The sequence below is a fragment of the Kaistia defluvii genome (assembly GCF_040548815.1).
Taxonomy (GTDB): domain Bacteria; phylum Pseudomonadota; class Alphaproteobacteria; order Rhizobiales; family Kaistiaceae; genus Kaistia; species Kaistia defluvii_A.
This window is the reverse complement of the sequence record NZ_JBEPSM010000001.1, coordinates 1,169,421-1,190,825: the sequence shown is the minus strand read 5'-3', so window position 1 is coordinate 1,190,825 and position 21,405 is coordinate 1,169,421. Positions and strand designations below refer to the sequence as shown.

The 21,405-nt window shown below is 65.3% G+C and carries 21 protein-coding genes and 1 other annotated feature; of the genes, 12 read left to right on the top strand and 9 right to left on the bottom strand.

Features of this window, described 5'->3' with window-relative positions; all coding sequences use genetic code 11:
- Positions 1-2 precede the first annotated feature (2 nt).
- Positions 3-1,367, top strand: a complete 1,365-nt coding sequence (locus ABIE08_RS05610) for a LysM peptidoglycan-binding domain-containing M23 family metallopeptidase (protein WP_354549345.1) — start codon at positions 3-5, stop codon at positions 1,365-1,367.
- Positions 1,368-1,434: 67 nt separating this feature from the next.
- Here ABIE08_RS05610 and ABIE08_RS05605 read toward each other — a convergent pair whose 3' ends face one another.
- On the bottom strand, positions 1,435-2,319 hold the full coding sequence (locus tag ABIE08_RS05605; RefSeq protein ID WP_354549344.1) for an ATP-binding protein: 885 nt from the start codon (positions 2,317-2,319) through the stop codon (positions 1,435-1,437).
- A gap of 325 nt (positions 2,320-2,644) precedes the next feature.
- Here ABIE08_RS05605 and yajC point away from each other — a divergent pair, with 325 nt between their 5' ends.
- From yajC to ABIE08_RS05580, 5 genes are all read left to right on the top strand, one after another.
- Complete coding sequence (gene yajC, locus ABIE08_RS05600) at positions 2,645-2,983, top strand: preprotein translocase subunit YajC (RefSeq protein WP_266342154.1); 339 nt, start codon at positions 2,645-2,647, stop codon at positions 2,981-2,983.
- Positions 2,984-3,048: 65 nt separating this feature from the next.
- Entirely contained in the window at positions 3,049-4,650 is a 1,602-nt protein-coding gene (secD, locus tag ABIE08_RS05595; RefSeq protein ID WP_354549343.1) for a protein translocase subunit SecD, read from the top strand.
- A gap of 22 nt (positions 4,651-4,672) precedes the next feature.
- Positions 4,673-5,611, top strand: coding sequence for a protein translocase subunit SecF (secF, locus tag ABIE08_RS05590; protein ID WP_354549341.1), 939 nt, complete (start codon positions 4,673-4,675; stop codon positions 5,609-5,611).
- A gap of 6 nt (positions 5,612-5,617) precedes the next feature.
- Positions 5,618-6,016: an Mth938-like domain-containing protein gene (locus tag ABIE08_RS05585; RefSeq protein ID WP_354549340.1), complete on the top strand. Its 399-nt coding sequence runs from the start codon at positions 5,618-5,620 to the stop codon at positions 6,014-6,016.
- Positions 6,017-6,029: 13 nt separating this feature from the next.
- Positions 6,030-6,872: a phytoene/squalene synthase family protein gene (locus ABIE08_RS05580; RefSeq protein WP_354549339.1), complete on the top strand. Its 843-nt coding sequence runs from the start codon at positions 6,030-6,032 to the stop codon at positions 6,870-6,872.
- Positions 6,873-7,099: 227 nt separating this feature from the next.
- On the opposite strand, the gene ABIE08_RS05575 is transcribed toward ABIE08_RS05580, so the two are convergent.
- The 3 genes from ABIE08_RS05575 to ABIE08_RS05565 all read right to left on the bottom strand — a co-directional run bounded on the left by ABIE08_RS05575 (position 7,100) and on the right by ABIE08_RS05565 (position 10,781).
- Positions 7,100-8,854: a B12-binding domain-containing radical SAM protein gene (locus ABIE08_RS05575; protein WP_354549337.1), complete on the bottom strand. Its 1,755-nt coding sequence runs from the start codon at positions 8,852-8,854 to the stop codon at positions 7,100-7,102.
- A 167-nt stretch (positions 8,855-9,021) separates the two neighbouring features.
- Entirely contained in the window at positions 9,022-10,431 is a 1,410-nt protein-coding gene (trmFO, locus tag ABIE08_RS05570; protein ID WP_354549336.1) for a methylenetetrahydrofolate--tRNA-(uracil(54)-C(5))-methyltransferase (FADH(2)-oxidizing) TrmFO, read from the bottom strand.
- A gap of 197 nt (positions 10,432-10,628) precedes the next feature.
- Positions 10,629-10,781: a DUF1127 domain-containing protein gene (locus ABIE08_RS05565; protein ID WP_266332480.1), complete on the bottom strand. Its 153-nt coding sequence runs from the start codon at positions 10,779-10,781 to the stop codon at positions 10,629-10,631.
- 268 nt (positions 10,782-11,049) lie between these two features.
- Here ABIE08_RS05565 and ABIE08_RS05560 point away from each other — a divergent pair, with 268 nt between their 5' ends.
- Positions 11,050-11,637: a hypothetical protein gene (locus tag ABIE08_RS05560; protein ID WP_354549335.1), complete on the top strand. Its 588-nt coding sequence runs from the start codon at positions 11,050-11,052 to the stop codon at positions 11,635-11,637.
- 180 nt (positions 11,638-11,817) lie between these two features.
- Here ABIE08_RS05560 and ABIE08_RS05555 read toward each other — a convergent pair whose 3' ends face one another.
- On the bottom strand, positions 11,818-12,564 hold the full coding sequence (locus ABIE08_RS05555; RefSeq protein WP_354551593.1) for a DUF2189 domain-containing protein: 747 nt from the start codon (positions 12,562-12,564) through the stop codon (positions 11,818-11,820).
- 334 nt (positions 12,565-12,898) lie between these two features.
- On the opposite strand from ABIE08_RS05555, the gene ABIE08_RS05550 reads away from it, so the two are divergent.
- Complete coding sequence (locus ABIE08_RS05550) at positions 12,899-13,303, top strand: VOC family protein (RefSeq protein WP_354549333.1); 405 nt, start codon at positions 12,899-12,901, stop codon at positions 13,301-13,303.
- 8 nt (positions 13,304-13,311) lie between these two features.
- On the opposite strand, the gene ABIE08_RS05545 is transcribed toward ABIE08_RS05550, so the two are convergent.
- The gene (locus tag ABIE08_RS05545) at positions 13,312-14,085 is read right to left on the bottom strand and encodes a VOC family protein (protein ID WP_354551591.1); all 774 of its coding nucleotides are present in this window, start codon (positions 14,083-14,085) and stop codon (positions 13,312-13,314) included.
- 181 nt (positions 14,086-14,266) lie between these two features.
- Positions 14,267-14,322 (top strand) — a sequence feature (sul1 is cis-regulatory element that is thought to sense ions involved in sulfur or methionine metabolism; They are found in Alphaproteobacteria).
- A gap of 73 nt (positions 14,323-14,395) precedes the next feature.
- Between ABIE08_RS05545 and ABIE08_RS05540 the strand changes: the two genes are divergently transcribed.
- Together ABIE08_RS05540 and ABIE08_RS05535 are read left to right on the top strand one after the other, a co-directional pair.
- Positions 14,396-15,877 carry a SulP family inorganic anion transporter gene (locus ABIE08_RS05540; protein ID WP_436409505.1) on the top strand — a complete coding sequence of 494 codons (1,482 nt, stop codon included), beginning with the start codon at positions 14,396-14,398 and terminating at the stop codon, positions 15,875-15,877.
- 135 nt (positions 15,878-16,012) lie between these two features.
- A complete protein-coding gene (locus ABIE08_RS05535; protein ID WP_354549332.1) occupies positions 16,013-16,348 on the top strand; it encodes a hypothetical protein in 336 nt (111 codons plus the stop codon).
- Between the two features lie 30 nt (positions 16,349-16,378).
- On the opposite strand, the gene ABIE08_RS05530 is transcribed toward ABIE08_RS05535, so the two are convergent.
- The 3 genes from ABIE08_RS05530 to ABIE08_RS05520 form a co-directional block, all read right to left on the bottom strand.
- On the bottom strand, positions 16,379-17,497 hold the full coding sequence (locus ABIE08_RS05530) for a winged helix DNA-binding domain-containing protein (RefSeq protein WP_354549330.1): 1,119 nt from the start codon (positions 17,495-17,497) through the stop codon (positions 16,379-16,381).
- A gap of 41 nt (positions 17,498-17,538) precedes the next feature.
- Positions 17,539-18,165 carry a LysE family translocator gene (locus ABIE08_RS05525; protein WP_354549329.1) on the bottom strand — a complete coding sequence of 209 codons (627 nt, stop codon included), beginning with the start codon at positions 18,163-18,165 and terminating at the stop codon, positions 17,539-17,541.
- Between the two features lie 72 nt (positions 18,166-18,237).
- Complete coding sequence (locus ABIE08_RS05520) at positions 18,238-19,020, bottom strand: TIGR00730 family Rossman fold protein (RefSeq protein WP_354549328.1); 783 nt, start codon at positions 19,018-19,020, stop codon at positions 18,238-18,240.
- Positions 19,021-19,169: 149 nt separating this feature from the next.
- Here ABIE08_RS05520 and ABIE08_RS05515 point away from each other — a divergent pair, with 149 nt between their 5' ends.
- Positions 19,170-19,985 (top strand): aminoglycoside phosphotransferase family protein, encoded by an 816-nt coding sequence (locus tag ABIE08_RS05515; protein ID WP_354549326.1) that lies wholly within the window; start codon positions 19,170-19,172, stop codon positions 19,983-19,985.
- A gap of 288 nt (positions 19,986-20,273) precedes the next feature.
- Positions 20,274-21,233: a substrate-binding domain-containing protein gene (locus ABIE08_RS05510; RefSeq protein WP_354549325.1), complete on the top strand. Its 960-nt coding sequence runs from the start codon at positions 20,274-20,276 to the stop codon at positions 21,231-21,233.
- Positions 21,234-21,405: the final 172 nt, after the last annotated feature.

Below are 21,405 nucleotides of genomic sequence, written 5' to 3'. Positions count from 1 at the left end.
CGATGCCGGCTCCGGTCGATTACAGCAGCAACAACAGCGATGTCGTCGCGACGCCGCCGCCTTCGCGCGGTGTGAGCCGTTCCGACCTGCCGCCGATGTTGCCGGGTGTCCAGCAGGGCTCGCAGCAGCCCATGGCCGCCGCGCCTTCCTACGGCTCTTCCGCGACCTACCAGCAGCCCCGTTCCTATACGCCGCCCTCCGACACGGTCGGCTCGATCCAGTCCTCCGCTCCAGCACAGGTTGCCTCCGCCGCCCAGCCGCCGCGCCGCGGCGGTGCCTGGTCGACCGAAGGCGGCACGGTCGTGACGCTCGGACCGGGCGAGACGCTGTCGTCGGTGTCGCGTCGCTATGGCGTTCCGATCAAGGAACTGGCCCGCGTCAACAATATCGGCAATCCCTCGCAGGTTGGTGCCGGCACCCGCCTGACGATCCCGACCTATGGCCAGGGCAATGCCGCCGTCGCTGAGGCGCCTGCCGCTTCGTCGCCGCAGGGGCGTGACAACACGCAGTTGGTCGCTGGTCCGGCACCGGCCGGCGAGCGCAAGCCCATGGCTTCGGCCGAAGGCGCGCCGCTGAATGGCCTGCATGTGGTTTCGCCCGGCCAGACGCTCTCCTCGATCGCTCGCCTCTATGGCGTCAGCGCCAAGGATCTGGCCGCTGCCAACAGCCTGACCTCGACCAACCAGTTGAAGTCCGGTCAGAAACTCCGCATCCCGGGCAATAACGGCAACCCGCAGGCTGTCGCGCTGCGCAACGATCCGACCCGTCGCGAGGAAAAGCCGCAGGGCGAGGATCCGAACGCCAAGCCGAACGCCGCCAATGCCCCGCAGAAGTCGCTCGGCGACGAAGCGGCTGCCGCAGCCAAGCCGACCGAGACCGCCTCGATCGCCAAGCCGGCAACGCCGAACCAGCCGGTGGCCTATGCGCCGCCGTCCGAGCCGGCCACGCCTGCCGCCACGAACGCCAGCGCCGATCCCGGCTCCGCCAACGGCACCACGTTCCGCTGGCCGGTGCGCGGACGCATCATCACCGGCTTCGGCGCTTCGGCGACGGGCGAGAAGAATGACGGCATCAACCTCGCCGTTCCCGAAGGCACCTCGATCAAGGCGGCCGAGGCAGGCACCGTGATCTATGCCGGCAACGAACTGGAAGGCTACGGCAACCTGGTTCTCGTCCGTCACGCCGACGGTTGGGTCTCCGCCTACGCCCACAACAGCAAGATCCTGGTCAAGCGCGGCGACGCCGTGCGCCGCGGCCAGATCATCTCGCAGGCCGGCGCGTCCGGTTCCGTCAACGCTCCGCAGCTTCACTTCGAGCTCCGCAGGGGCTCGAAGCCGGTCAACCCGCTGGACTACCTGCAGAGCTGACCGACTTTCTGACCGGCCCAATCTCATCTCGTGAGGGATTTTCCGGTCTACTACTGGCGGGGCGGCTTCAGCCCGTAAGAGCGACCCCAAGTCGCCCCGCCAGATCCTGCACGTACTGCCAGGCGACGCGACCCGATCGCGCGCCACGCGTCGTCGACCACTCCAGCGCCTCGGCGCGCAGGACCTCCGGCGCCACCTTCAGCCCGAAATGCTCGGCATAGCCGTTGACCATGGCGAGATAGTCGTCCTGGCTGCACTTGTGGAAGCCGAGCCAGAGGCCGAAGCGGTCCGAAAGCGACACCTTCTCCTCGACCGCCTCGCCGGGATTGATCGCCGTGGAGCGCTCGTTCTCCATCATGTCGCGCGGCAGCAGATGGCGCCGGTTCGACGTGGCGTAGAACACGACATTCTCCGGCCGTCCCTCGACGCCGCCATCCAGCGCCGCCTTCAACGACTTGTACGACGTGTCGTCATTGTCGAAGGAGAGGTCGTCGCAGAACAGGATGAAGCGGCGGTCGAGGCCGCGAACCAGCGTCATCAGCTCCGGCAGGCTGTCGATATCCTCGCGGTGGATCTCGATCAGCTTCATCGCATGGCCGCCGGGCAGCTTGGACGGATCGCTGTTAATCGTCGCATGCGCCGCTTTGACCAGCGAGCTCTTGCCCATGCCGCGCGCGCCCCACAGCAGCACGTTGTTGGCAGGCAGGCCGCGCGCGAAACGGTCGGTATTTTCGACCAGGATGTCGCGCACCCGGTCGACACCCTTGAGCAGCACCATCTCGACGCGATTGACCTTCGGCACGGGCTGCAGCGTGCCGGTGGAAGCCTGCCAGACGAAGGCATCCGCGGCGTCAGGGTCGAATTCCGGCCGTGCCGGCGGGACCGCGCGCTCGATCAGGGAGATCAGCCGGTCAAGACGATCGGCGACGGATTTCAGCGTATCTTCTGTCACAGTCATTTCCTCGGGCCGATCCCCACCTCCCGCGTTTCGGGAGGGCTGAGGGCGCGCCGGCGGCTGGGGTGAAGTCGTGCGGAGGGAGGGGCAAACCCTTCATCCGGCCCTCCGGGCGATCTCTTCCCGCGTGCAAGCGAGGGCTCCGGACGACATTCGCCACTATCATGCCGGTGCGGCCATTTGCAAAGGCCTGCCGCGTGGTTATATTCCGCGCCGTTTCGCGTACCGCTGTCTCTCCCTATGTGAAGGTCGGCGCAAACCACGCGTCTTGATCGGACGGGCCACCAGCGGACCCGCCAACGCTACAGGGAGCAATTATTCAATGTTCATTACCCCCGCCTTCGCACAGGCCGCCGGCGCTTCCGCTGGTGGTGCCGACCTGCTGATCCAGTTCGTGCCGTTCATCTTCGTCTTCGCGATCATGTGGTTCCTGATGATTCGGCCGCAGCGGCAGAAGCAGAAGGCGCACCAGGAAATGATCAAGGGCGCGCGCCGCGGTGACACGGTCGTGCTGTCGGGCGGCCTGATCGGCAAGATCAACAAGGTCGTGGACGATTCCGAGCTGCTGCTGGAAGTCGCCGAAGGCGTCCGCGTTCGTGTTTCGCGTGCCTCCATTGCCGACGTGCGCGCCAAGGGCGAGCCGGCCAAGGACGGCGAGTAAGCCAGCCTCTAGCTCCCCTGATGAAACGGCCCGCCTGAGGGCCGAGATCGACTGGAACGGTTTCCATGCTGCACTTCACACGCTGGAAGATGATTGCGATCCTGACCGTCGTTGTGGTCGGGCTCCTCGCGGCGCTTCCCAATCTCTTCTCGAAGGAAACCGTCGATTCCTGGCCGAGCTGGGTGCCGAAACGGCAAATGGTTCTCGGCCTGGATCTCCAGGGGGGCGCCTATCTCCTCTATGAGGTGGATCGGCAGGACTATGTGCAGAAGCGCCTGCGCTCGCTCGTGGGCGACATCCGCAAGGCGATGCTGCAGGAGCCGCGTATCGGCTATTCGGGTCTGGGCGTGCAGGGGCAGGGCGTGCAGCTCCGCATCCGCGACCTCTCCCAGCTCGACGAGGTCAAGAAGCGCCTCGAGCCGCTGCGCAACCAGCTCGCGACCTCCGCGCTCGGCGGCACGGCCGTTAACGAATTCGACCTGACGGTCGGCAATGACGGCCTCGTCCAGATGGCCTATTCGACCGCCGGTCTCGATCAGCGCATCCGCCAGATCGTCGATCAGTCGATCGAGGTCATCGGTCGCCGTATCGACCAGCTTGGCACCGTCGAGCCCTCGATCCAGCGCCAGGGCTCGGACCGCATACTGGTCGAGGCTCCCGGCCTCGACGATCCCGAGCGCCTGAAAACGCTTGTCGGTCAGACCGCGCAGCTGACCTTCCATCTTGTCGACACTGGCGTTTCGCCGACTGCCGACACGCGCAAGCCCGGCACGATCGTCCTCAATTCGACCGATACGCCGCCGGTGCCCTACGTGCTCGAGGAAGCCCCGCTTCTGACGGGCGAGGATCTTACGGACGCGCAGGCGACCTTCGATTCCCGCACCAACGAACCGGTCGTGTCGTTCCGCCTTTCGAGCGCGGGCGCCCGCGTCTTCGGCGACGTGACGCAGAAGAACGTCAACCGGCCCTTCGCCATCGTTCTCGACGATAAGGTGATTTCGGCCCCGGTCATCCGCGAGCCGATCCTGGGCGGCTCCGGCCAGATCTCCGGCAATTTCTCGATCCAGTCCGCCAACGACCTGGCCATCCTGCTGCGCGCCGGCTCGCTGCCGGCCAAGCTGACGATCGTCGAGGAGCGCAACATCGGTCCGGGCCTCGGCGCCGACTCGATCCGCTCGGGCAAGATCGCCGCCATCATCGGCACCGCCGCCGTCTGCGCCTTCATGGTCATGACCTATGGCGTGCTGGGCTGGATCGCCAACATCGCGGTGATCGTCAACGTCATCCTGATCTTCTCGATCGTGACGATCCTGGGAGCGACGCTCTCGCTACCGGGCATCGCCGGCGTGATCATCACGGTTGGAACCGCGGTGGACTCCAACGTTCTGATCTATGAGCGCATACGAGAAGAGTTCCGGGCTGGGCGATCCGCGATCGCCTCGATCGATGCCGGCTTCCACAAGGCGCTCGGCACCATCCTCGACGCGAACGTGACCACGCTGATCGCCGCGCTCGTGCTCTTCTACATGGGTTCCGGCCCGATCCGCGGCTTCGCCGTCACGCACGCCATCGGCGTCGCGACGACGATGTTCACGGCGTTCACCTTTACCCGCCTCCTGGTTGCGATGTGGGTGCGTTGGCGCCGTCCGACCAAGATCACGCTCTGAATCGAAGCGAGGACAGAAACCCATGGCTCATCTTCGCATCGTACCCGACAACACCAAGATCCCCTTCATGCGGATGCGGAAGTGGACGTTTCCGCTTGCCGCTTTCCTGTCGATCATGTCGGTGATCCTGTTCTTTACCGTCGGTCCCAACTACGGCATCGACTTCCTCGGCGGCACCGTCATCGAGATTCAGACCAAGGACGCCAAGCCGGATCTCGGCAAGCTGCGTTCGACGTTGAACGGCCTCGGCCTCGGCGACGTCCAGGTTCAGACCATTGGCGCTGACAATTCGATCCTTATCCGCATGGGCCAGCAGGACGGCGGCGAGGAGGCCCAGCAGGCGGCAATCGGCAAGATCCGCACGGCGCTCGTCGATCAGGCGGAGTTCCGCCGCACCGAGATCGTGGGACCGCGCGTATCTGGCGAACTGGCGTCCAAGGGCGCGCTCGCCATGCTCGTCACCTTCGCGGCGATCGCCATCTACGTCTGGTTCCGGTTCGAATGGCAGTTCGCTGCCGGCTCGATCATTTCGGCCGCCAACGTCGTGGTCATGACCTTCGGCTTCTATGTCGTCACGCAGCATGAGTTCAATCTCACCTCGCTGGCCGCGATCCTGACGACGATCGGCTATTCGCTCAACGATACGGTCGTGGTCTATGACCGAATTCGAGAGACGCTGCGCAAGTACAAGAAGATCCCGCTCGGCGATCTGATCGACCGCGCCATCAACGACATGCTCGGCCGTACGGTGATTACGACGGTGACCACGCTGATCGCGCTGTTCTCGCTCTATATCTTCGGCGGCGAGGTCATCCAGGCGTTCACGCTGGCCATGATCTTCGGCGTGCTGGCTGCCATCTTCTCGTCGGTCTGCGTGGCTGCGCCGATCCTGATCTATTTCGGCCTGCGCTCGGATCAGATGTCGAAGAAGGAAGACGTGGAGGCGGCCGGAAAGGCCTGAGCCTCGATGGCGCTCTTCACGCGACCGTCCGTGTCGCTGCGTGACCAGCATTTTCCTGGTCAGGCTCCGATCGATGTCTACGGCGAAGGGGTATTCCGCTTCGCCGAGATGTCGCATCCGGGCTCGCTTCTCTGCCTGCCGAGCGGTATCTATGGATGGCCGGTCGGCAGCGTGGCGGAGATCACGGCCGAGACGCTGGCGGACGTGTTCGCCGAGGCGGCGGATGTCGCCCTGCTGGTGATCGGTTGCGGCCGTGACATCGGGGCGGTGCCGAGAGAACTGCGGCAGCAGCTCCGCGATAGCGGGATCGGTCTAGAGGTGATGGCGACCGGCCCGGCCGTCCGCACCTACAACATCCTGCTCGCCGAGGGCCGCCCTGTCGCGGCGGCGCTCGTCGCCATCTGATTGGTTTCGTTCCATGGACGTCTTCGCCCTTTGCGCCGATGAAGTGCGCGCGCATGACCGTGATCGGTTCCTCGCCGATCTGTTCGCGCCCGAGGCGAAGCGGCGATATCTCTTTGCGCTTCATGCCTTCAATCTCGAGATCGTGCGGGTCCGCGACCTGGTCAGCGATCCCATGCCGGGCGAGATCCGCTTGCAATGGTGGCGCGACGTGCTGTCGGGCGAGGCGAGGGGCGAGGTCGCCGGCCACCCGGTCGCAGCCGCCCTGCTCGAGACGATCGGCCTGCACCACCTGCCGCGCGCCGCCTTCGACAATCTGATCGAGGCGCATATCTTCGATCTCTACAATGATCCGATGCCGACGCTGGGCGATCTCGAAGGCTATGCCGGCGAGACGGTTTCCGTGCTGATCCAGCTGGCAGCGCTCATTCTTGCGGGCGGCGAGGATCCGCATACGGCGGATGCGGCTGGCCATGCCGGCGTGGCGCAGGCGCTCACCGGGCTAATGCGCGCGCTGCCGTTTCACGCCCGCCGCCAGCAACTCTTCCTCCCCGCCGATCTCATGGAGCGGCACGGGGTCAGGGCGGAAGATATCTTCGCGGGCCGCACGACGCCGGAACTGCTTGCCCTGCTCGCCGACCTGCGCGAGACCGCGCGGCGGCATCTCGATGCCGGTCGGGCCGCACTTGCGCATGCCGATCGCATCGCGCTGCCCGCGTTCCAGCCGGTCGCGCTCGTCGAGCCGATGCTCCGGCTGATGGACCGGCCCGGATACGATCCCTTCCTGATGACGATCGATCCGCCGCAATGGAAGCGCCAATGGTGGCTCTGGCGCGCCGCGCGCCGGGGCGAGTTTTAGGGGGCGACCTCAGCCTCCCACAGAGACCTTCGTGTTGGTACCATCTTCAACATGCTGAGGAGGCCCGCAGGGCCGTCTCGAAGCACGCAGAATGGCGCGGCATCGAGATTGGCCCTTAGGCGGTGCGTCCTTCGAGGCTTCTCTGCGCGAAGCACCTCAGGATGATGGAGATGGGAGACCGGCAGGCCGTCTTTCTTGCTGCGAGGAAGGGTTCGCTATCGCGCCCCTCAAGCCGCGCCGTGCGTCAGCACGTCGATGTTGTGGGCGTGGCGGACGGCGCCTCGGGCGGCTTCGTTCTGGTTGAAGATTTCCAGCGTCTCGGTCTCGTCATCGACGACCGGCATCAGGGCCGCGTCCATATAGCTGGCCTTGTCCGGGTCGGCCTCGATGCGCCGGCGCCGCCATTCGAGCTTGCCGAGCAGCCAGAGCAGTCGGGCGCTCTTGCGCACCGTCTCGATCGCGTGGCGCGGATAGAAACGCCAGACCGGTTCGACGGGCAGGCCGGGGCGCCGGTCGAGCCGGTCCTTGAAGCGGATGACGCCGCCCTGAAGCGGGTGGACATGCTCGACGTCGACGGAGGTCGAGAACCACATCAGCAGCTTCATGATGCTGGTTGTGCGGACGCCGGTCGCGGCCGCGCGGCGCAGGATCGTCAGCATGTGCTCGGGCGAATAGAACAGCCGCCAGGCGTCGCGATAGATGCCTTCCCATTCCTGCTGCGACATGCGCTCATGGCCGGTGACGGCATGTTCGAGGTCGTATTTGTTCAGGTCCGCGTCCATCGCCACGCCCTTGCGGTGCAGGGTCTGGTGGTCCTCGGAGCCAGGCAGCGGCGTCAGGAAGAAGAACTCCAGGATATCAAGCGGCAGTTCGCGCTGGATGATGCCGATGTCGCGGCGGATGCTCTCGGGCGTATCGTTGGGAAAGCCGAGGATGTAGCCGGCATAGGTGATGATGCCCTGGTGCTTCCAGTCGAGCAGCATGCGGCGATATTCGGTGATCTTGTTCTGGCGCTTCTTGGCGGCCATCAGGTTGTCGGGGTTGATGTTTTCCAGCCCGATGAAGACGCGGCTGACGCCGGCCCGTTTGCACTTCTCGATGAAGTTCGGGATCTTGTGGCAGAGCGTGTCGACCTGGATCATCAAGCCAATCCGCATGCCTTCCTTCTCACGCAACGCAATGATGCGGTCGAGGATGATTTCCCAATCCCGGTTTCGGGCGAAATTGTCGTCGGTGATGAAGTAGTTGTGAATGCCCTGGGCGAGGTTCTCGCGGATCAGCTTCTCCACGTCGTCCGGCGACCGGCGGCGGGATTTGCGGCCCTGCACGTTGATGATGGTGCAGAACGAGCACTGGAACGGACAGCCGCGCCCGGCATCGAAGCTGGTGTTGCCGCCCAGCGTCCGCGCGACATAGCCGGCCGGCAGGAAGGGCGGCGGCGTGCCTTCGACGCTCGGCAGATCCTTCATGTAGTTGTAAAGCGGCTGCAGCGTGCCGCCGGCCGCGTCGAGCAGCACGCGGTCGAGCCGGTCCTCGGCCTCGCCGGCGAACAGGCTGACGCCGATGTCCAGCGCCTGCTGCAGGTCGACATGCAAATCCGGCAGCATGGCGAGGCAGCCGGAAACATGAAACCCGCCCATGGCGACCGGAATGCCAGCCGCGCGCAGCGGACGCGCTAGGTCGAGGGCGCGCGGATATTGGTTCGACTGGACGCCGACCAGGCCGACCAGCCCGAAATTGCCGTGGCGGCGGAATTCCTCGATCACCTGGTCGATGCGTACCCGCGTGTTGGTCTCGTCGATGGCGCGGATGTCGATGGTCACGTCCTCGCCCAACACTTGCCGGGCCTCGCAATCCGCGGCAAGGCCGTAGAGGCTTGCCAGCGAGTTGGAGGGGATCGATGACCGGTACCAGCGGATCACATAACCATCGTCGTCGTAATGCGACGGCTTGATCAGCAGCAGAAGAAAGGGCCGCTTCATGGGCGGGCCCTGCAATGCACATCGGACTGCATGTCTGGCTTTCCCCCTTGCGGCGGTTCTAGCGCATGCGAATTCTCAGACTGGGCATTTCAACAGGCTTCGACGATTACTGTACGGAAGGCCGGCGCGTTCGGCAATGCCAAGCGCGCCGGCTGGAGTCTTGCCGGCTATTCGGCGGCGGCGACCGAGGTCTGGCCGCCCAGCCAGGCAGAGGCGTCGGCGCGGGCACGGGCCGTCAGCGCCTTCTTCTTGGCGACGGTCTTGTCGGTGCCGCGCAGCTTCACGCCCGGCTCCTTCGGGATCTCGATCGGCGGGAACAGGCCGAAATTGACGTTCATCGGCTGGAAGGAGCGGCTGCCGGCTGCATCGTCGACGAGATGGCCACCGGTGATGTGGCCGAGCAGGGCGCCGAAGGCCGTGGTGACAGGCGGCGTGACCGGCGTTTCGCCGAGACGCTCGGCGGCGGCGAAGCGTCCGGCGAGCAGGCCAATCGACGCCGATTCGACATAGCCCTCGCAGCCGGTGATCTGGCCGGCGAAGCGCAGGCGCGGCTGTGCCTTCAGGCGGAGCAGTGGATCGAGCAGCTTGGGCGAGTTGAGGAAGGTGTTGCGATGCAGGCCGCCGAGGCGCGCGAACTGCGCGTTCTCGAGGCCTGGGATCATCCGCAGCACGTCGGTCTGCGCGCCATACTTCAGCTTCGTCTGGAAGCCGACCATGTTGTAGAGCGTGCCGAGCGCATTGTCCTGGCGCAACTGGACGATGGCGTGCGCCTTGACGGTGGGGTTGCGCGGGTTGGTGAGGCCGACGGGCTTCATCGGGCCGAAGCGCAGCGTCTCGCGGCCGCGTTCGGCCATGATCTCGATCGGCAGGCAGCCGTCGAAATAGGGCGTCGAGGCCTCCCAGTCCTTGAAGTCGGCCTTGTCGCCGGCGATCAGCGCATCGAGGAAGGCGTTGTACTGCGCCTCGTCCATCGGGCAGTTGATGTAGTCGGCGCCATTGCCGCCCGGCCCGACCTTGTCGTAGCGCGACTGGAACCAGGCGATGTCCATGTTGATCGAGTCGAAATAGACGATCGGCGCGATGGCGTCGAAGAAGGCGAGTTCATCGGCGCCGGTGAGGCCCCGGATCGCTTCCGACAGGTCCGGCGAGGTGAGGGGTCCTGTGGCGACAATGACGCTATCCCACTCGGCCGGCGGCAGGCCGGCGATCTCGTTGCGGTCGATGGTGACGAGGGGATGGTCTTCCAGCGCCTTGGTGACGGCCTGGGAGAAGCCTTCGCGGTCGACGGCGAGCGCGCCGCCGGCCGGCACCTGGTTGGCGTCGCCCATGCGCATGATGAGCGAATTCGCCATCCGCATTTCCGCGTGCAGCAGGCCGACCGCATTGGTCTCGGCGTCGTCGGAGCGGAAGGAGTTGGAGCAGACGAGCTCAGCCAGGCCGTCCGTCTTGTGGGCGTCCGTCTCGCGGACCGGGCGCATCTCGTGCAGGACGACGGGAATGCCGCGATTGACGATCTGCCAGGCGGCTTCGGAGCCGGCCAAACCGCCGCCGATGATGTGAATGGGATCTGTTTTCATGGCGCGGAGATTATTGCGCCGGAGCCGTTCGGACAACCGCGCAGTTCGCAGTTCGGTCCGGACAAAAGAAAACGCCCGTCGGGGAGGAGGTCGACGGGCGTTTCTTTGAAAGGCGCATCGCGAGGGAGGAGGTTCGCTAGCGCCGCATCGCAGGGAACAAGGGAGGAGGTTTGTTCCCGCGCGAATTCTGTATCGGTTTAGTAACCGGCCGACTGCTTGGCAATCTGCGTGATGTCGCCGCGATTGATTCCAAGGTCATTGAGCTCGCGGGACGTCAGGCGCATCAACTCGCTGTAGGTCTCGCGGTACTTGCGCCAGTTCTTGTAGGAAGCGAGGATGTTCGTAGCCACGGTCTTTTTCCTTCGGACGATCGGACAATTGAAGAAGCGGAGGATGTCGTCTGCGTCGCCGCCGCTCTTGTTGATCCGAATATAGGGGAGGGCTTTCGAAACGAGCACTGCGAAAATGCGCATGGCTGCGCTGCGGATGATGCAGAGCAACAGGCGATAGTGACTAAATGTTGCGCTGCAATATTGCCTAAAGAGGCAGCGCCGGACACGATGAAGCCCGATCTCGGGAATCGCTGACGCCGCGAGGCCAGCCGCGTGGGGAAATCGCATGCCACTGAAACGAGTGCCCGGGACCCTGGCGGCCCTGCTGGTCCTGGCGTGGGCCGGGCACGCGGCGGCGGAGTCGCTTGCTCAGGTCAAGATTCGCTACTGCCATGGCTATGGCTGCAAGATGCGTTCTCCAGTGATCTTCTCGAGCGGCGATCTCCTGGCCCTGAAACGCATTTTGGATGGCGGCAAGGCCAGCCCCGCCGCCGAGCGGGCCGCGATCTCGCGCGCCGACCAGTGGTATGAGCGCAAGGCGGGCGCCGCGACGGGCACGTCAAAGGACGGCGCCAAGGATACGTATGAGCTGTTCACGCCGCTATCCGAGATCGACTGTGTCGACGAGACGGTGAACACCACGACGCTGCTGGAATTGCTCGACCGCCATGGCTGGCTCCGCCATCACAAGGCGGGCCGGCCGGCCAATCGGGGCTTCCTGATCGACGGCCGCTATCCGCACAATACGGCGACCATCATCGAGAAGGCGAGCGGCCGGCGTTGGGTGGTGGATAGCTGGGTGCGGGCCAATGCCGAGCCGCCGGATATCAAGCCGCTGGACGTCTGGAAGCGCGAAGGCGGGCGGCGCGGCTGAGGGAGCGTCAGCCGGGTGCCCATCCGCCGCGTCCGATGCGGCGTTCCGCAGCGCCGCATCGGTTGGTCATGGCCGTCCGGGACCCGGATGGCCTATTCGCTCAGACGGGCCGGTCAGCTCACGCTGCCTTGAAGGGAATGATCCCTTCCACGCGAGTCACGCTTTTCCGTCTCAGTCGCTCTAGACGACGACCTTGCGATAGAGATGCCAGGTCGCGTGACCCAGTACCGGCATGACGACCGCCAGGCCGAAGAATAGCGGGATCGAACCGATCGCCAGGGAGACGGCGACGATCAGGCCCCAGAGCGCCATGACACCCGGATTGGCCAGAACGGCGCGGATCGAGGTCAGGATCGCCGGGGCGAGGCCGACATCGCGATCGAGCAGCAACGGGAACGAGACGACGCTGACGGTGAGCACCATCAAGGCGAACAGGAAGCCGACGCCGTTGCCGACGAGAATGAGCGTCCAGCCGGCCCGGGTCGTCAGCACGCGGTGCAGGAAATCCGGCATCGAGGCTGCCGGCGTGTAGCCGAAATTCGCGATGTAGATCGCGTTGGCAACGGCGATCCAGACGAAGAACACCACTCCAAGCCCGATGCCGAGCATCAGGATCGCGCCGATCGACGGCGAATGGCGCGCTTCCAGGATCTTTGGCAGCGACACGTCCAGGCCCTGTTCGCGGCGGCGGGACAATTCGTAGAGGCCGAGCGCCGCGAAAGGCCCGAGCAGGGCGAAGCCGGCCATGAGCGGAAACAGCAGGGGGAGAATATCGGCGCCAAAGACGGCGCGACCGATCAGCAGGCCAACGATGGGGTAGATCACGACCAGGAAGATGGCGTGGGTCGGCATGGCGGCAAAGTCTTCCCAGCCGAGCCGCAGGGCGTCCCAGAGGTCGTCTACCGTAATCCTGCGGACGACAGGCATCGCGGTTTCGGGCGAGGTAGAGCCGGTGATCAGATGCCACCGGGTGGAATAGTCACTCATTTGCGCGGCCATGAGCGTGTTCTCCTGCTCTGCCCCCCAAAATCGAGCAACCGGCACGCCGCCAAAGACCAAGGTCGATCGCAGGCTCCGCAGCGCCTCGATACGCTCTGCGGCAGAATAGCGCAGAAGCCAGGTCGGGGCGATCACGATTTCGGGTGCCATGCTGCGTGGCCGGTCGCGGTCGCCGCGCTGGAGAGCGACGGGGCGAGACGTAGTCTCTGGCGCGTCTGCGCCGCGCTCGGCCAAGATCCGCAAAGATTGGGAGACACGCAGCATGATCACGATCGAACGCCTGGATCACCTCGTCCTGACCGTGGCCAGCATCGAGCGAAGCTGCGCGTTCTATGAGACCGTACTCGGCATGACACGCGAGGTGTTTGGCGCCGACCGCGTGGCGCTTCGCTTCGGCCAGCAGAAGATCAACCTGCATGAGGTCGGCCACGAATTTGAGCCGAAGGCAAGGCTTGCGACGGCCGGGTCCGCCGACCTCTGTTTCCTGACCGGCACGTCGCTGGCGGAGGTCGAGGCGCATTTCTACCGGCTTGGCGTTGCCATCGAACTTGGTCCGGTCCTGCGCGCCGGCGCCGTCGGCAGCATCCTTTCGCTCTACATCCGCGACCCCGACGGCAATCTGATCGAGATCTCCAATCCAAGCCGCGAATCCGGCGCCACGGGCTGACCCTTCCCTCAGGCGCGCTTGCCCAGCAGCGCGAACATCGCGCCTTGCGGATCCAGGCATTGCACGATCCAGTCGCCGCCTGGCACCTGCATGGGCCCATTGAGCAGCTTGCCGCCGCCGTTTTGGACCCGGGTGAGCGCGGCGTCGATGTCGTCGACGTTGAAGTAGAACAGCCAGAACGGCATGGGCATGGAGGGCGGCTTGTTGAACATGCCGCCGATCGGCATCGATCCTCCGGCGGTGGTGAAGAGCTGGTAGATTCCCATCTCGCCCATGTCCACCGGCTCGCCCTTCTGCCAGCCGAACATGGCCGCATAGAACTCGAACGCCTTTTGCCAGTCCGTGGCGCAGAGTTCGTGCCAGCCGACATAGCCCGGCGTGCCCGGCGCAGGATCCTGCGGCGGCGAGGGCATCGGCAGCGGGCTGAACAGGGTAATGACGCATTTCTGCGGATCGGAGACGACGGCGAAGCGCCCGACTTGCGGAATATCCGCCGGCTGCACATGCACGGCGCCACCGAGGCGCGCGGTCTTGGCGGCGGCGGCATCCACGTCGGCGACCGAGATATAGCCGAGCCAGCTCGGCGGCGAGCCCATCTGCCGGGCTTGCTCCGGCAGATCCATCAGCCCGGCGACAGGGCTCTCGCCAACGGTGAAGAGCGTGTAGGTCATGCCGGGCTGCGATGCATCGCGCGTGCCCCAGCCGACGACCGAGCCATAGAACAGCCGGGCACTTGCGGTGTCGGTCGTCATGAGCTCGTACCAGACGAAACGGCTAGCCAGATCGGTCATTCCCGCCTCCTTCCGTTGGGAGCCCTAGCCTACACGAGGATGTGCCGTAACGGAACTCGACGGCTTGGCGTCAGCAATCGTGCCTTCCAGGCAACAGCAATCCGCTCGTCGGCGGGGGACGGTGGATGTTGTTGCGTCCGCTTGCTGTCTGGGGATAAGAGGAAAGTATTCGACTGGACCCGGTGAAAACCCGGGTGGCTCTTCCGGCCGCCGATCCGCCGGACAACGCAGATTGCTATACGGACGGCTTCCGCAGCGTGTGCGCTGCGCCCCTCCGCGTCTGCCGCGAAGCACCCATCCCATGATCAACATGACCTCCATCCGTCGCGATTGGTTTTCGAACCTGCGCGGCGACATCCTGTCCGGCATGGTCGTTGCGCTGGCGCTGATCCCCGAGGCGATCGGCTTTTCGGTCATCGCCGGCGTCGATCCCAAGATCGGGCTCTACGCCTCGGTGGTGATTGCCTGCGTCATCGCCTTTACCGGCGGCCGGACCGCGATGATTTCGGCCGCGACGGCGGCGACCGCCGTGCTGATGGGCGGCCTCGTCCGCGATCACGGCATCCAGTATCTGTTCGCGGCCACCATCCTGATGGGTGTGTTCCAGGTTCTGGCCGCCGTGCTCCGCCTTGGCCGGCTGATGCGCTTCGTGTCGCAATCGGTGATGACCGGTTTCGTCAACGCATTGGCCGTGCTGATCTTCATGGCGCAGCTGCCGGAACTCGTGAACGTTCCGACCGCTACCTATGGTCTGATCGCGCTCGGCCTTGCCATCATCTATCTGCTGCCGCGGGTGACCCGGGCCGTACCGTCGCCGCTGGTGGCGATTGTCGTCGTCACTGCCGTCGCCGTGATCTTCAAGATCGATGTGCGCACCGTCGCTCATCTCGGCGAACTGCCGTCCGCGCTGCCCACCTTCGGCGTGCCGGACGTGCCCTTCACGCTGGAGACACTGCGCATCCTGCTGCCCGTGTCGCTGACGCTGGCGGCGGTAGGCCTGCTGGAATCGCTGCTCACGGCGCAATTGCTCGACGACATGACCGATACGCGCAGCAACAAGAACCGCGAATGCGCCGGGCAGGGCATCGCCAACATGGCTTCGGCGCTGTTCGGCGGCATGGGCGGCTGCGCGATGATCGGCCAGTCGGTGATTAACGTTTCGTCGGGGGCGAGGGGACGTCTCTCCACGCTGGTCGCGGGCTCGTTCCTGCTTGTCCTGCTGGTCGCGCTGCAGGACCTGCTGGCGATCGTCCCGGTCGCGGCGCTCACCGCCGTCATGATCATGGTTTCGATCAACACGTTCAACTGGCGCTCGGTCGTCAAGCTGCGCAACAATCCGTGGCAATCCTCCGTAGTGATGCTGGCGACGGTCGCGACCGTGTTCGCGACGCATGATCTCGCCAAGGGCGTTCTGGTCGGTGTGCTGCTGTCCGGCGTCTTCTTCGCCGGCAAGGTGGCGCGTCTCAGCCGCGTCACCTCGACGCTCTCCGACGACGGACGGACCCGGACCTACCGTGTCGAAGGCCAGGTATTCTTCGCTTCCGCCGGCACGTTCGGGGAATCGATCGACCTGCAGGAAGATGTCGAACGCATCGTCATCGACGTCCATTCGGCCCATTTCTGGGACATTTCCGCCGTGTCGGCGCTCGACAAGGTCGTGCTAAAGGCGCGGTCGCGCGGGCGCATCGTCGAGGTGATCGGCCTCAACGAGGCGAGCGCCACCATGGTCGAACGCTTTGGCCAGCACGATAAGGACGGAACTGTTTCGGCTCCGATCCATTGACGCTAGAACACCACTCTACGCTGCATGGGTTGCTCGGTCGCATCTCCGTCACAATCCTGCTAAACTCCGCCGTCCATGCAACGTCGCGTCCGGCGTCGGCAACCGAACGAAACGCTTTGAACAGAGAAATCCCCCATGAATCATAGAATTCCCGCACTGATCGCAGTGCTGGCCGCTGTTGGTCTGGCTGGCTGCATGTCGCGGCCCGTTCAGGTCTCCGCGCCTCCCGGCCTTTCCGCGCCCTCCAACGAACCCCTGACCTGGGTCCGCAAGGACGGCCAGAGCGGCCGTGCCAATCCGGCGCTAGCGGATCAGTTTGCCGCCGACCGCGCCGACTGCGTGCGCGCCCCGGGCGACAATGCGGCGCTGCGCGAAGCCGAAGCCTGCATGGCCAATCGCGGCTACGCACTGGTGCCGGCTTCGCAGGCCGCCGCCCGCGCTGCCCAATACCGCCGCATGGCCGGCTACTAAGATCTACAAGCTTGTCTTCGCCGGCGCCGCTCAGGGCGCGTCGGCGAAGACAATTTCGCGCGTCTTGGCGTCCGGTTCCTGGAACGCCAGCAGGGCTTCGGCCTCGCGCTCCAGGGCCTTGCGATCCCGATTTTTGAGCGGGATGAGCGGCGTGATCCGCAGCGTCGCACGGCCGCGCTCGCGGTCGATCCGCCAGCTTCCTCCGGCGAAACCGTCGACAAGAAACGCCGGTATCAGCCCGTTTTCCTTCGTAAAATGACTGCGATGGTCGTCATGGACGATCCGGCTTCGCTCGGCGTGACCCAGCATCACATTGTCATAGTCGGGCAGGAAACGCGGCGGCGCGGCGGTGTCTTCGGACGGTCTCGGCGCGTCGGGAAGGTCGTACAGAACCTGTCCGGCCTCGTCGCGGAATTCAGACAGTTCGTCTCTCAGGGACGCAACCGCGCCGGCCAGCTTTGTCAGCCCTGACCAGGCCTGCACATCTTGGACCGATGCCGGGCCGAAGACGGCCAGATAGCGCCGGATCATGGCTTCCGGTCGGTCGTCCGTGGTGGTCGCCTGACCCGTCCAGCTCTCGAGTGTCGTCGAAATCGCCAGGCCGCCCTGCCGCCAGAGGCCGCGCGGCGTCACCTGCACCAGCGGCAGCATCGCCCGCACCGCATGCGACAGCGCGTGGCCATCGACGCCAGGAAACCTTGGCGCAAGTACGGCCTCCAACTCCTTGTTGGAGTGTGGCTTTTCCTCAAGAAGCCGTTCGCCGGCTGCCACCAGTTCTGCGATGTCGACCGAGGCCAGCGCGCGTCCATAGGCGCTGCCCGGGGTCATCGTGCGCTCGAAAACCTTCTGCACAACGGGGCGCAGGGCGACCGCATCGGCAACCGTCACGAGATGGAGCGTGCCGCGCATCAGGGCGATCCGCACCAGCTTTCGCGCGGCGGTGAGATCCGAAACCTCTTCCGGGCGGAACCCTTCCAGGCGGGACCAGAGCGCGGTGTAGGGATTGCCCGGGATCTGCGATTGCAGGCCGATCAGCGTTTCGATCGCCGCCTCGGCCGGCATCGCCACCCGCTCCAGCAGCATCTGGCGGGCGAGCAGGGCGCGGTTTAGCGCCCTTGTCGTGAGAATGAGAGCGGCGTCGGCGGCCATGCTTTGGTGCGAACTCCTGTTAACACTCCGTCAGCCGTCTGTTAACGCGCATCGAGGATCAGGCGGATGCCGAGCGCGCCGATGACGGCCCCGGCGAAACGATCGATCCAGAGCTTGGCGCCGAGATAGAGGGCGCGCGGCCGCGACGAGGAGAAGGCGAGGGCGACGAGGGCATACCAGCCCGTCTCCTGCACGAAGATCAGCGCCGGCAGAGCGAGGTCGAGCCAGAGCGGGCGCTCGGCCGGGAGGAGGGCTGCGAAAACGGCGCCGAAGACGGCGACGATCTTTGGATTGCTCATCTGGGTAGCCAGCGCCAGGCCGAAGGATCTGCCGAGATTGGAACGGGTCCCGGTTCCGTTGCGGACGACCTCGACCGGCTCCCGGGCGCCGCGCCAGATCCGGTAGGCGAGATAGAGCAGGTAAATGCCGCCGGCGATCTTCAGCGCGGTGTAGAGACCGGCGGCTTCGGTCATCAGCGTGCGTAGGCCGAGCAGAGCCAACGCGCCGAACAACGCCGCGCCGACACCCATGCCGACCGCTGCCGCCAGCCCGTCGGCGCGCGACTGGGCGACCGCAGTGCGCACCACGAAGACGAAGCTCGGCCCCGGGCTGATCGCACCGACCAGAAGGGCGCCGAGGATGGCGAAGAGCGCGGCGAGCGGCGTCATGGATGATTCCCCCGGATGACGAGGCGGTGGCTCCGCCTCGCCGCCCAGATTATGCCGCGAACGGACGAGCGCCTAGGGACCGTCGCTCGCCTGTTCTCCCGCATGCAGTCCGACGCCGGCGTCGGTCAGCTTCTGCCAGACCTCTTCCGCCGTCTCGGCATAGACGAACAGGTCGAGGTCCTTGCGCGCGATCATGCCTTCTTCGATCAGCGCCTCGAAATTGATCACCCGCTTCCAGTAGGCGCTGTCGAACAGCACGATCGGGATCGGCGGCGCCTTGCCGGTCTGGCGCAGCGTCAGCAGTTCGAACATCTCGTCGAAGGTGCCGAAGCCGCCCGGAAAGACGATCAGCGCGTTGGCGCGCATGGCGAGATGCATCTTGCGCATCGCGAAATAGTGGAAGCGGAAGGTCAGTTCCGGCGTCGAATAGGCGTTGGGCTCCTGCTCGTGCGGCAGGGTGATGTTGAAGCCGATCGAGGGCGCGCCGACATCGGCCGCGCCGCGATTGGCCGCCGCCATGATGCCCGGGCCGCCGCCGGTCGCGATGACATTGTCGCGAAACGTGCCGTTGGTGACCAGGGCGCCACCGCGTTCGGACACGATGCGGCCGACGGCGCGCGCCTGATCATACCAGTTCGCATGATGGCCCTCGCCGCCTTCGCCGATGCGGGCGCTGCCGAAGACGACGATGGTGGAGCGAACGCCCCACTGGCGCAGCGCCATCTCGGCCTTGGCATATTCGAGCAAGAACCGCACGCCGCGCATGGAATCGCTGAGCAGGAAATCCTGGTCGAGCGCGGGAAGGCGGTAGGAGGGGGATTCCATCTGCGGGGAATTGGGCTTGGTATCGGTCATGGCACCATCATTTACTGAATCGAGGCTGGATTATGCAGGGCCACGCCGGCATCCGGTAGGTCGCGGGGTGCGTGGGGTCGTCGCGGCTGCCGGGCGGAGGCAGAATCGGAACGACGAGAACGGGCAGGGGCATGAATCGGATTGAGGGAATGCAGGCACAGAGGCAGGACTTCGAGAGTTATCTGCGGCTTTGGTCGCTCGCCCCGGATGGTGACGTGATCGTGACCCATACCAGCCGTCTTCTTCCCGTTCGTCGGGACGGCGTTCCGCTGATGCTGAAACTCTCGCATGCCTCGGAAGAACGCTATGGCGGACAACTGATGCTGTGGTGGGACGGGGAAGGCGCGGTGCGCATCCTCGAACACGATGACGATGCCCTCCTGATGGAGCGCGCCACCGGACCGCGTTCGGTTTCCGACATGGCGCGGTCCGGCGAGGATGATGCAGCGAGCCTCATCATTTGCGAGGTTGCACGGCGGTTGCATGCGCCGCGACCCGGCAGCGCGCCAGCGGCAACATCGCTCGATCTCTGGTTCCGGGATCTCTTTCCGGCAGCCGATCGGCATGGCGGTGTCCTGGTCGCGGCCGCCGAAACGGCACGAGCGCTGCTGGGGGATCCGCGCGATATCCGCGTTCTGCATGGCGACCTGCATCACGGCAATGTCCTGGATGGCGGGGCGCGCGGCTTTCTCGCCATTGACCCGAAGCGCCTGCTTGGCGAGCGCAGCTTCGATTTCGCCAACCTCTTCTGCAATCCGGACGCGGCGGTAGCGACCCGGCCCGGCAGACTCACCCGGCAGGCGGGGATCGTCGCGGAGGCGGCCGGTCTCGACCGTGAGCGGCTGATGCGGTGGATCCTTGCCTATGCCGGCCTTTCGGCTGCCTGGCATCTGGACGATGGCACCGACCCGGCTTTGGCGCTCGCCGTCGCCGGAATCGCCAAGCGGGATATTGAGGGCGGGTAGGGTGCCCGAAGGCCGGTTTATCGGCTCTCCTGTCGCGATCCGGGGCCCAATTCAGCCCGGTTTGCGTGCTCGCCGTATCGTTGCGTTCGACGGGATGGAACGGCCGCCGATCAAGCACTGGCCCGGTTGATGCAGATATTTATTATAAGGCATCCTGTTGGTGACGTAGCTGTCGATCCGCCATTTATGCACCACGCGTGCAAAGTTCATAATTTCATTTGTGACTCGCACCAACCTGCGGCATGTTCTGCTTCAGCCCCGTTTCGAAGAGGGCATGGGAGGAACTAAATGTCGAATTTCACACGGTCCTTGCTCGCCGCCGGCGCGATTTCGCTCGCTGCGATGTCCACTGCACCGGCACCCGCCGTTGCCCAGGAAAAGGTCGAGATCCTGACCTCGGTCCCGGGCCTCACGTTCCCGTTCTTCGTTCACATGATGAACGCCTTCAAGGCTGAGGCCGAGAAGCAGGGCGTCACCGCGATCGAGAGCGACGGCCAGGTTTCCTCGCCCAAGCAGACCGCCGACGTCGAGGCCGCCATCGCGCGCGGCGTGAAGGGCATCGTCATCAGCCCGAACGAAGTCGACGCCATGGCGCCGGCCCTGCAGCAGGCCGTCGAGGCAGGCATCCCGGTCGTCACCGTGGATCGTCGCGTCGCGCAGGTCGAGGGCATCCTCGCCCATATCGGCGCCGACAACGTCAAGGGCGGCGAGGCCCAGGCCGAGCTGATCATGAAGCTCTACCCGAATGGCGCGAACATCGTGAACCTGCAGGGCCAGTCGGGCGCCTCGCCGGCCATCGACCGCAACAAGGGCCTGCACAACGTTCTCGATAAGGCTGCCGACAAGTACAAGATCGTGTTCGAGCAGACCGCCGGCTTCGACCGCGCCAAGGGCCTTTCGGTGACGGAAGCCGCCCTTTCGGCGCTGAAGGAAGCCCCGCAGGTGATCGTTGCTGCCAATGACGACATGGCACTGGGCGCCATGGAAGCGGTCAAGGGCCGCAACATGTCGGGTATCGCGATCATCGGTTTCGACGCGCTTCCCGAAGCGCTCGGCCAGGTGCGCGACGGTGGCCTGACGGCCACCATCGAGCAGTTCCCGGGCAAGCAGAGCGCCATGGGCGTCGACACGCTCGTCGCCTTCATCAAGGACGGCAAGAAGCCGGCCGAGGCCGTGACCCTGCTGACGCCGGTCGCGATCACCAAGGACAACCTCAACATCGCCGAGCGTCTCGGCGAACTGAAGTAGTCTGAAATCCGGCAAGGCGCTCCGTGCTTCGGCATGGAGCGCCTTCGCCGACTCCGGCCAACGCCCAAGTAGTTTTACCTCTCCGTCGTGGAGAGGTGCGCAAATGGCGAAACCGATATGCAGACTGCGGGCACGCCAAGTTCGTCGCCCCGGCGAAGGCCGGGGCCCATGA

Coding starts and splice junctions, on each gene's coding strand:
- ABIE08_RS05550 (WP_354549333.1), top strand. CDS start 12,899: ATGATCACGATCGAACGCCTGGATCACCTCGTCCTGACCGTGGCCAGC.
- ABIE08_RS05540 (WP_436409505.1), top strand. CDS start 14,396: ATGATCAACATGACCTCCATCCGTCGCGATTGGTTTTCGAACCTGCGC.
- trmFO (WP_354549336.1), bottom strand. CDS start 10,431: ATGAAAACAGATCCCATTCACATCATCGGCGGCGGTTTGGCCGGCTCC.
- secF (WP_354549341.1), top strand. CDS start 4,673: ATGGCTCATCTTCGCATCGTACCCGACAACACCAAGATCCCCTTCATG.
- ABIE08_RS05580 (WP_354549339.1), top strand. CDS start 6,030: ATGGACGTCTTCGCCCTTTGCGCCGATGAAGTGCGCGCGCATGACCGT.
- ABIE08_RS05510 (WP_354549325.1), top strand. CDS start 20,274: ATGTCGAATTTCACACGGTCCTTGCTCGCCGCCGGCGCGATTTCGCTC.
- ABIE08_RS05560 (WP_354549335.1), top strand. CDS start 11,050: ATGCCACTGAAACGAGTGCCCGGGACCCTGGCGGCCCTGCTGGTCCTG.
- secD (WP_354549343.1), top strand. CDS start 3,049: ATGCTGCACTTCACACGCTGGAAGATGATTGCGATCCTGACCGTCGTT.
- ABIE08_RS05525 (WP_354549329.1), bottom strand. CDS start 18,165: ATGACGCCGCTCGCCGCGCTCTTCGCCATCCTCGGCGCCCTTCTGGTC.
- ABIE08_RS05515 (WP_354549326.1), top strand. CDS start 19,170: ATGCAGGCACAGAGGCAGGACTTCGAGAGTTATCTGCGGCTTTGGTCG.
- ABIE08_RS05610 (WP_354549345.1), top strand. CDS start 3: ATGCCGGCTCCGGTCGATTACAGCAGCAACAACAGCGATGTCGTCGCG.
- ABIE08_RS05535 (WP_354549332.1), top strand. CDS start 16,013: ATGAATCATAGAATTCCCGCACTGATCGCAGTGCTGGCCGCTGTTGGT.
- ABIE08_RS05530 (WP_354549330.1), bottom strand. CDS start 17,497: ATGGCCGCCGACGCCGCTCTCATTCTCACGACAAGGGCGCTAAACCGC.
- yajC (WP_266342154.1), top strand. CDS start 2,645: ATGTTCATTACCCCCGCCTTCGCACAGGCCGCCGGCGCTTCCGCTGGT.
- ABIE08_RS05555 (WP_354551593.1), bottom strand. CDS start 12,564: ATGCCTGTCGTCCGCAGGATTACGGTAGACGACCTCTGGGACGCCCTG.
- ABIE08_RS05520 (WP_354549328.1), bottom strand. CDS start 19,020: ATGACCGATACCAAGCCCAATTCCCCGCAGATGGAATCCCCCTCCTAC.
- ABIE08_RS05585 (WP_354549340.1), top strand. CDS start 5,618: ATGGCGCTCTTCACGCGACCGTCCGTGTCGCTGCGTGACCAGCATTTT.
- ABIE08_RS05575 (WP_354549337.1), bottom strand. CDS start 8,854: ATGAAGCGGCCCTTTCTTCTGCTGCTGATCAAGCCGTCGCATTACGAC.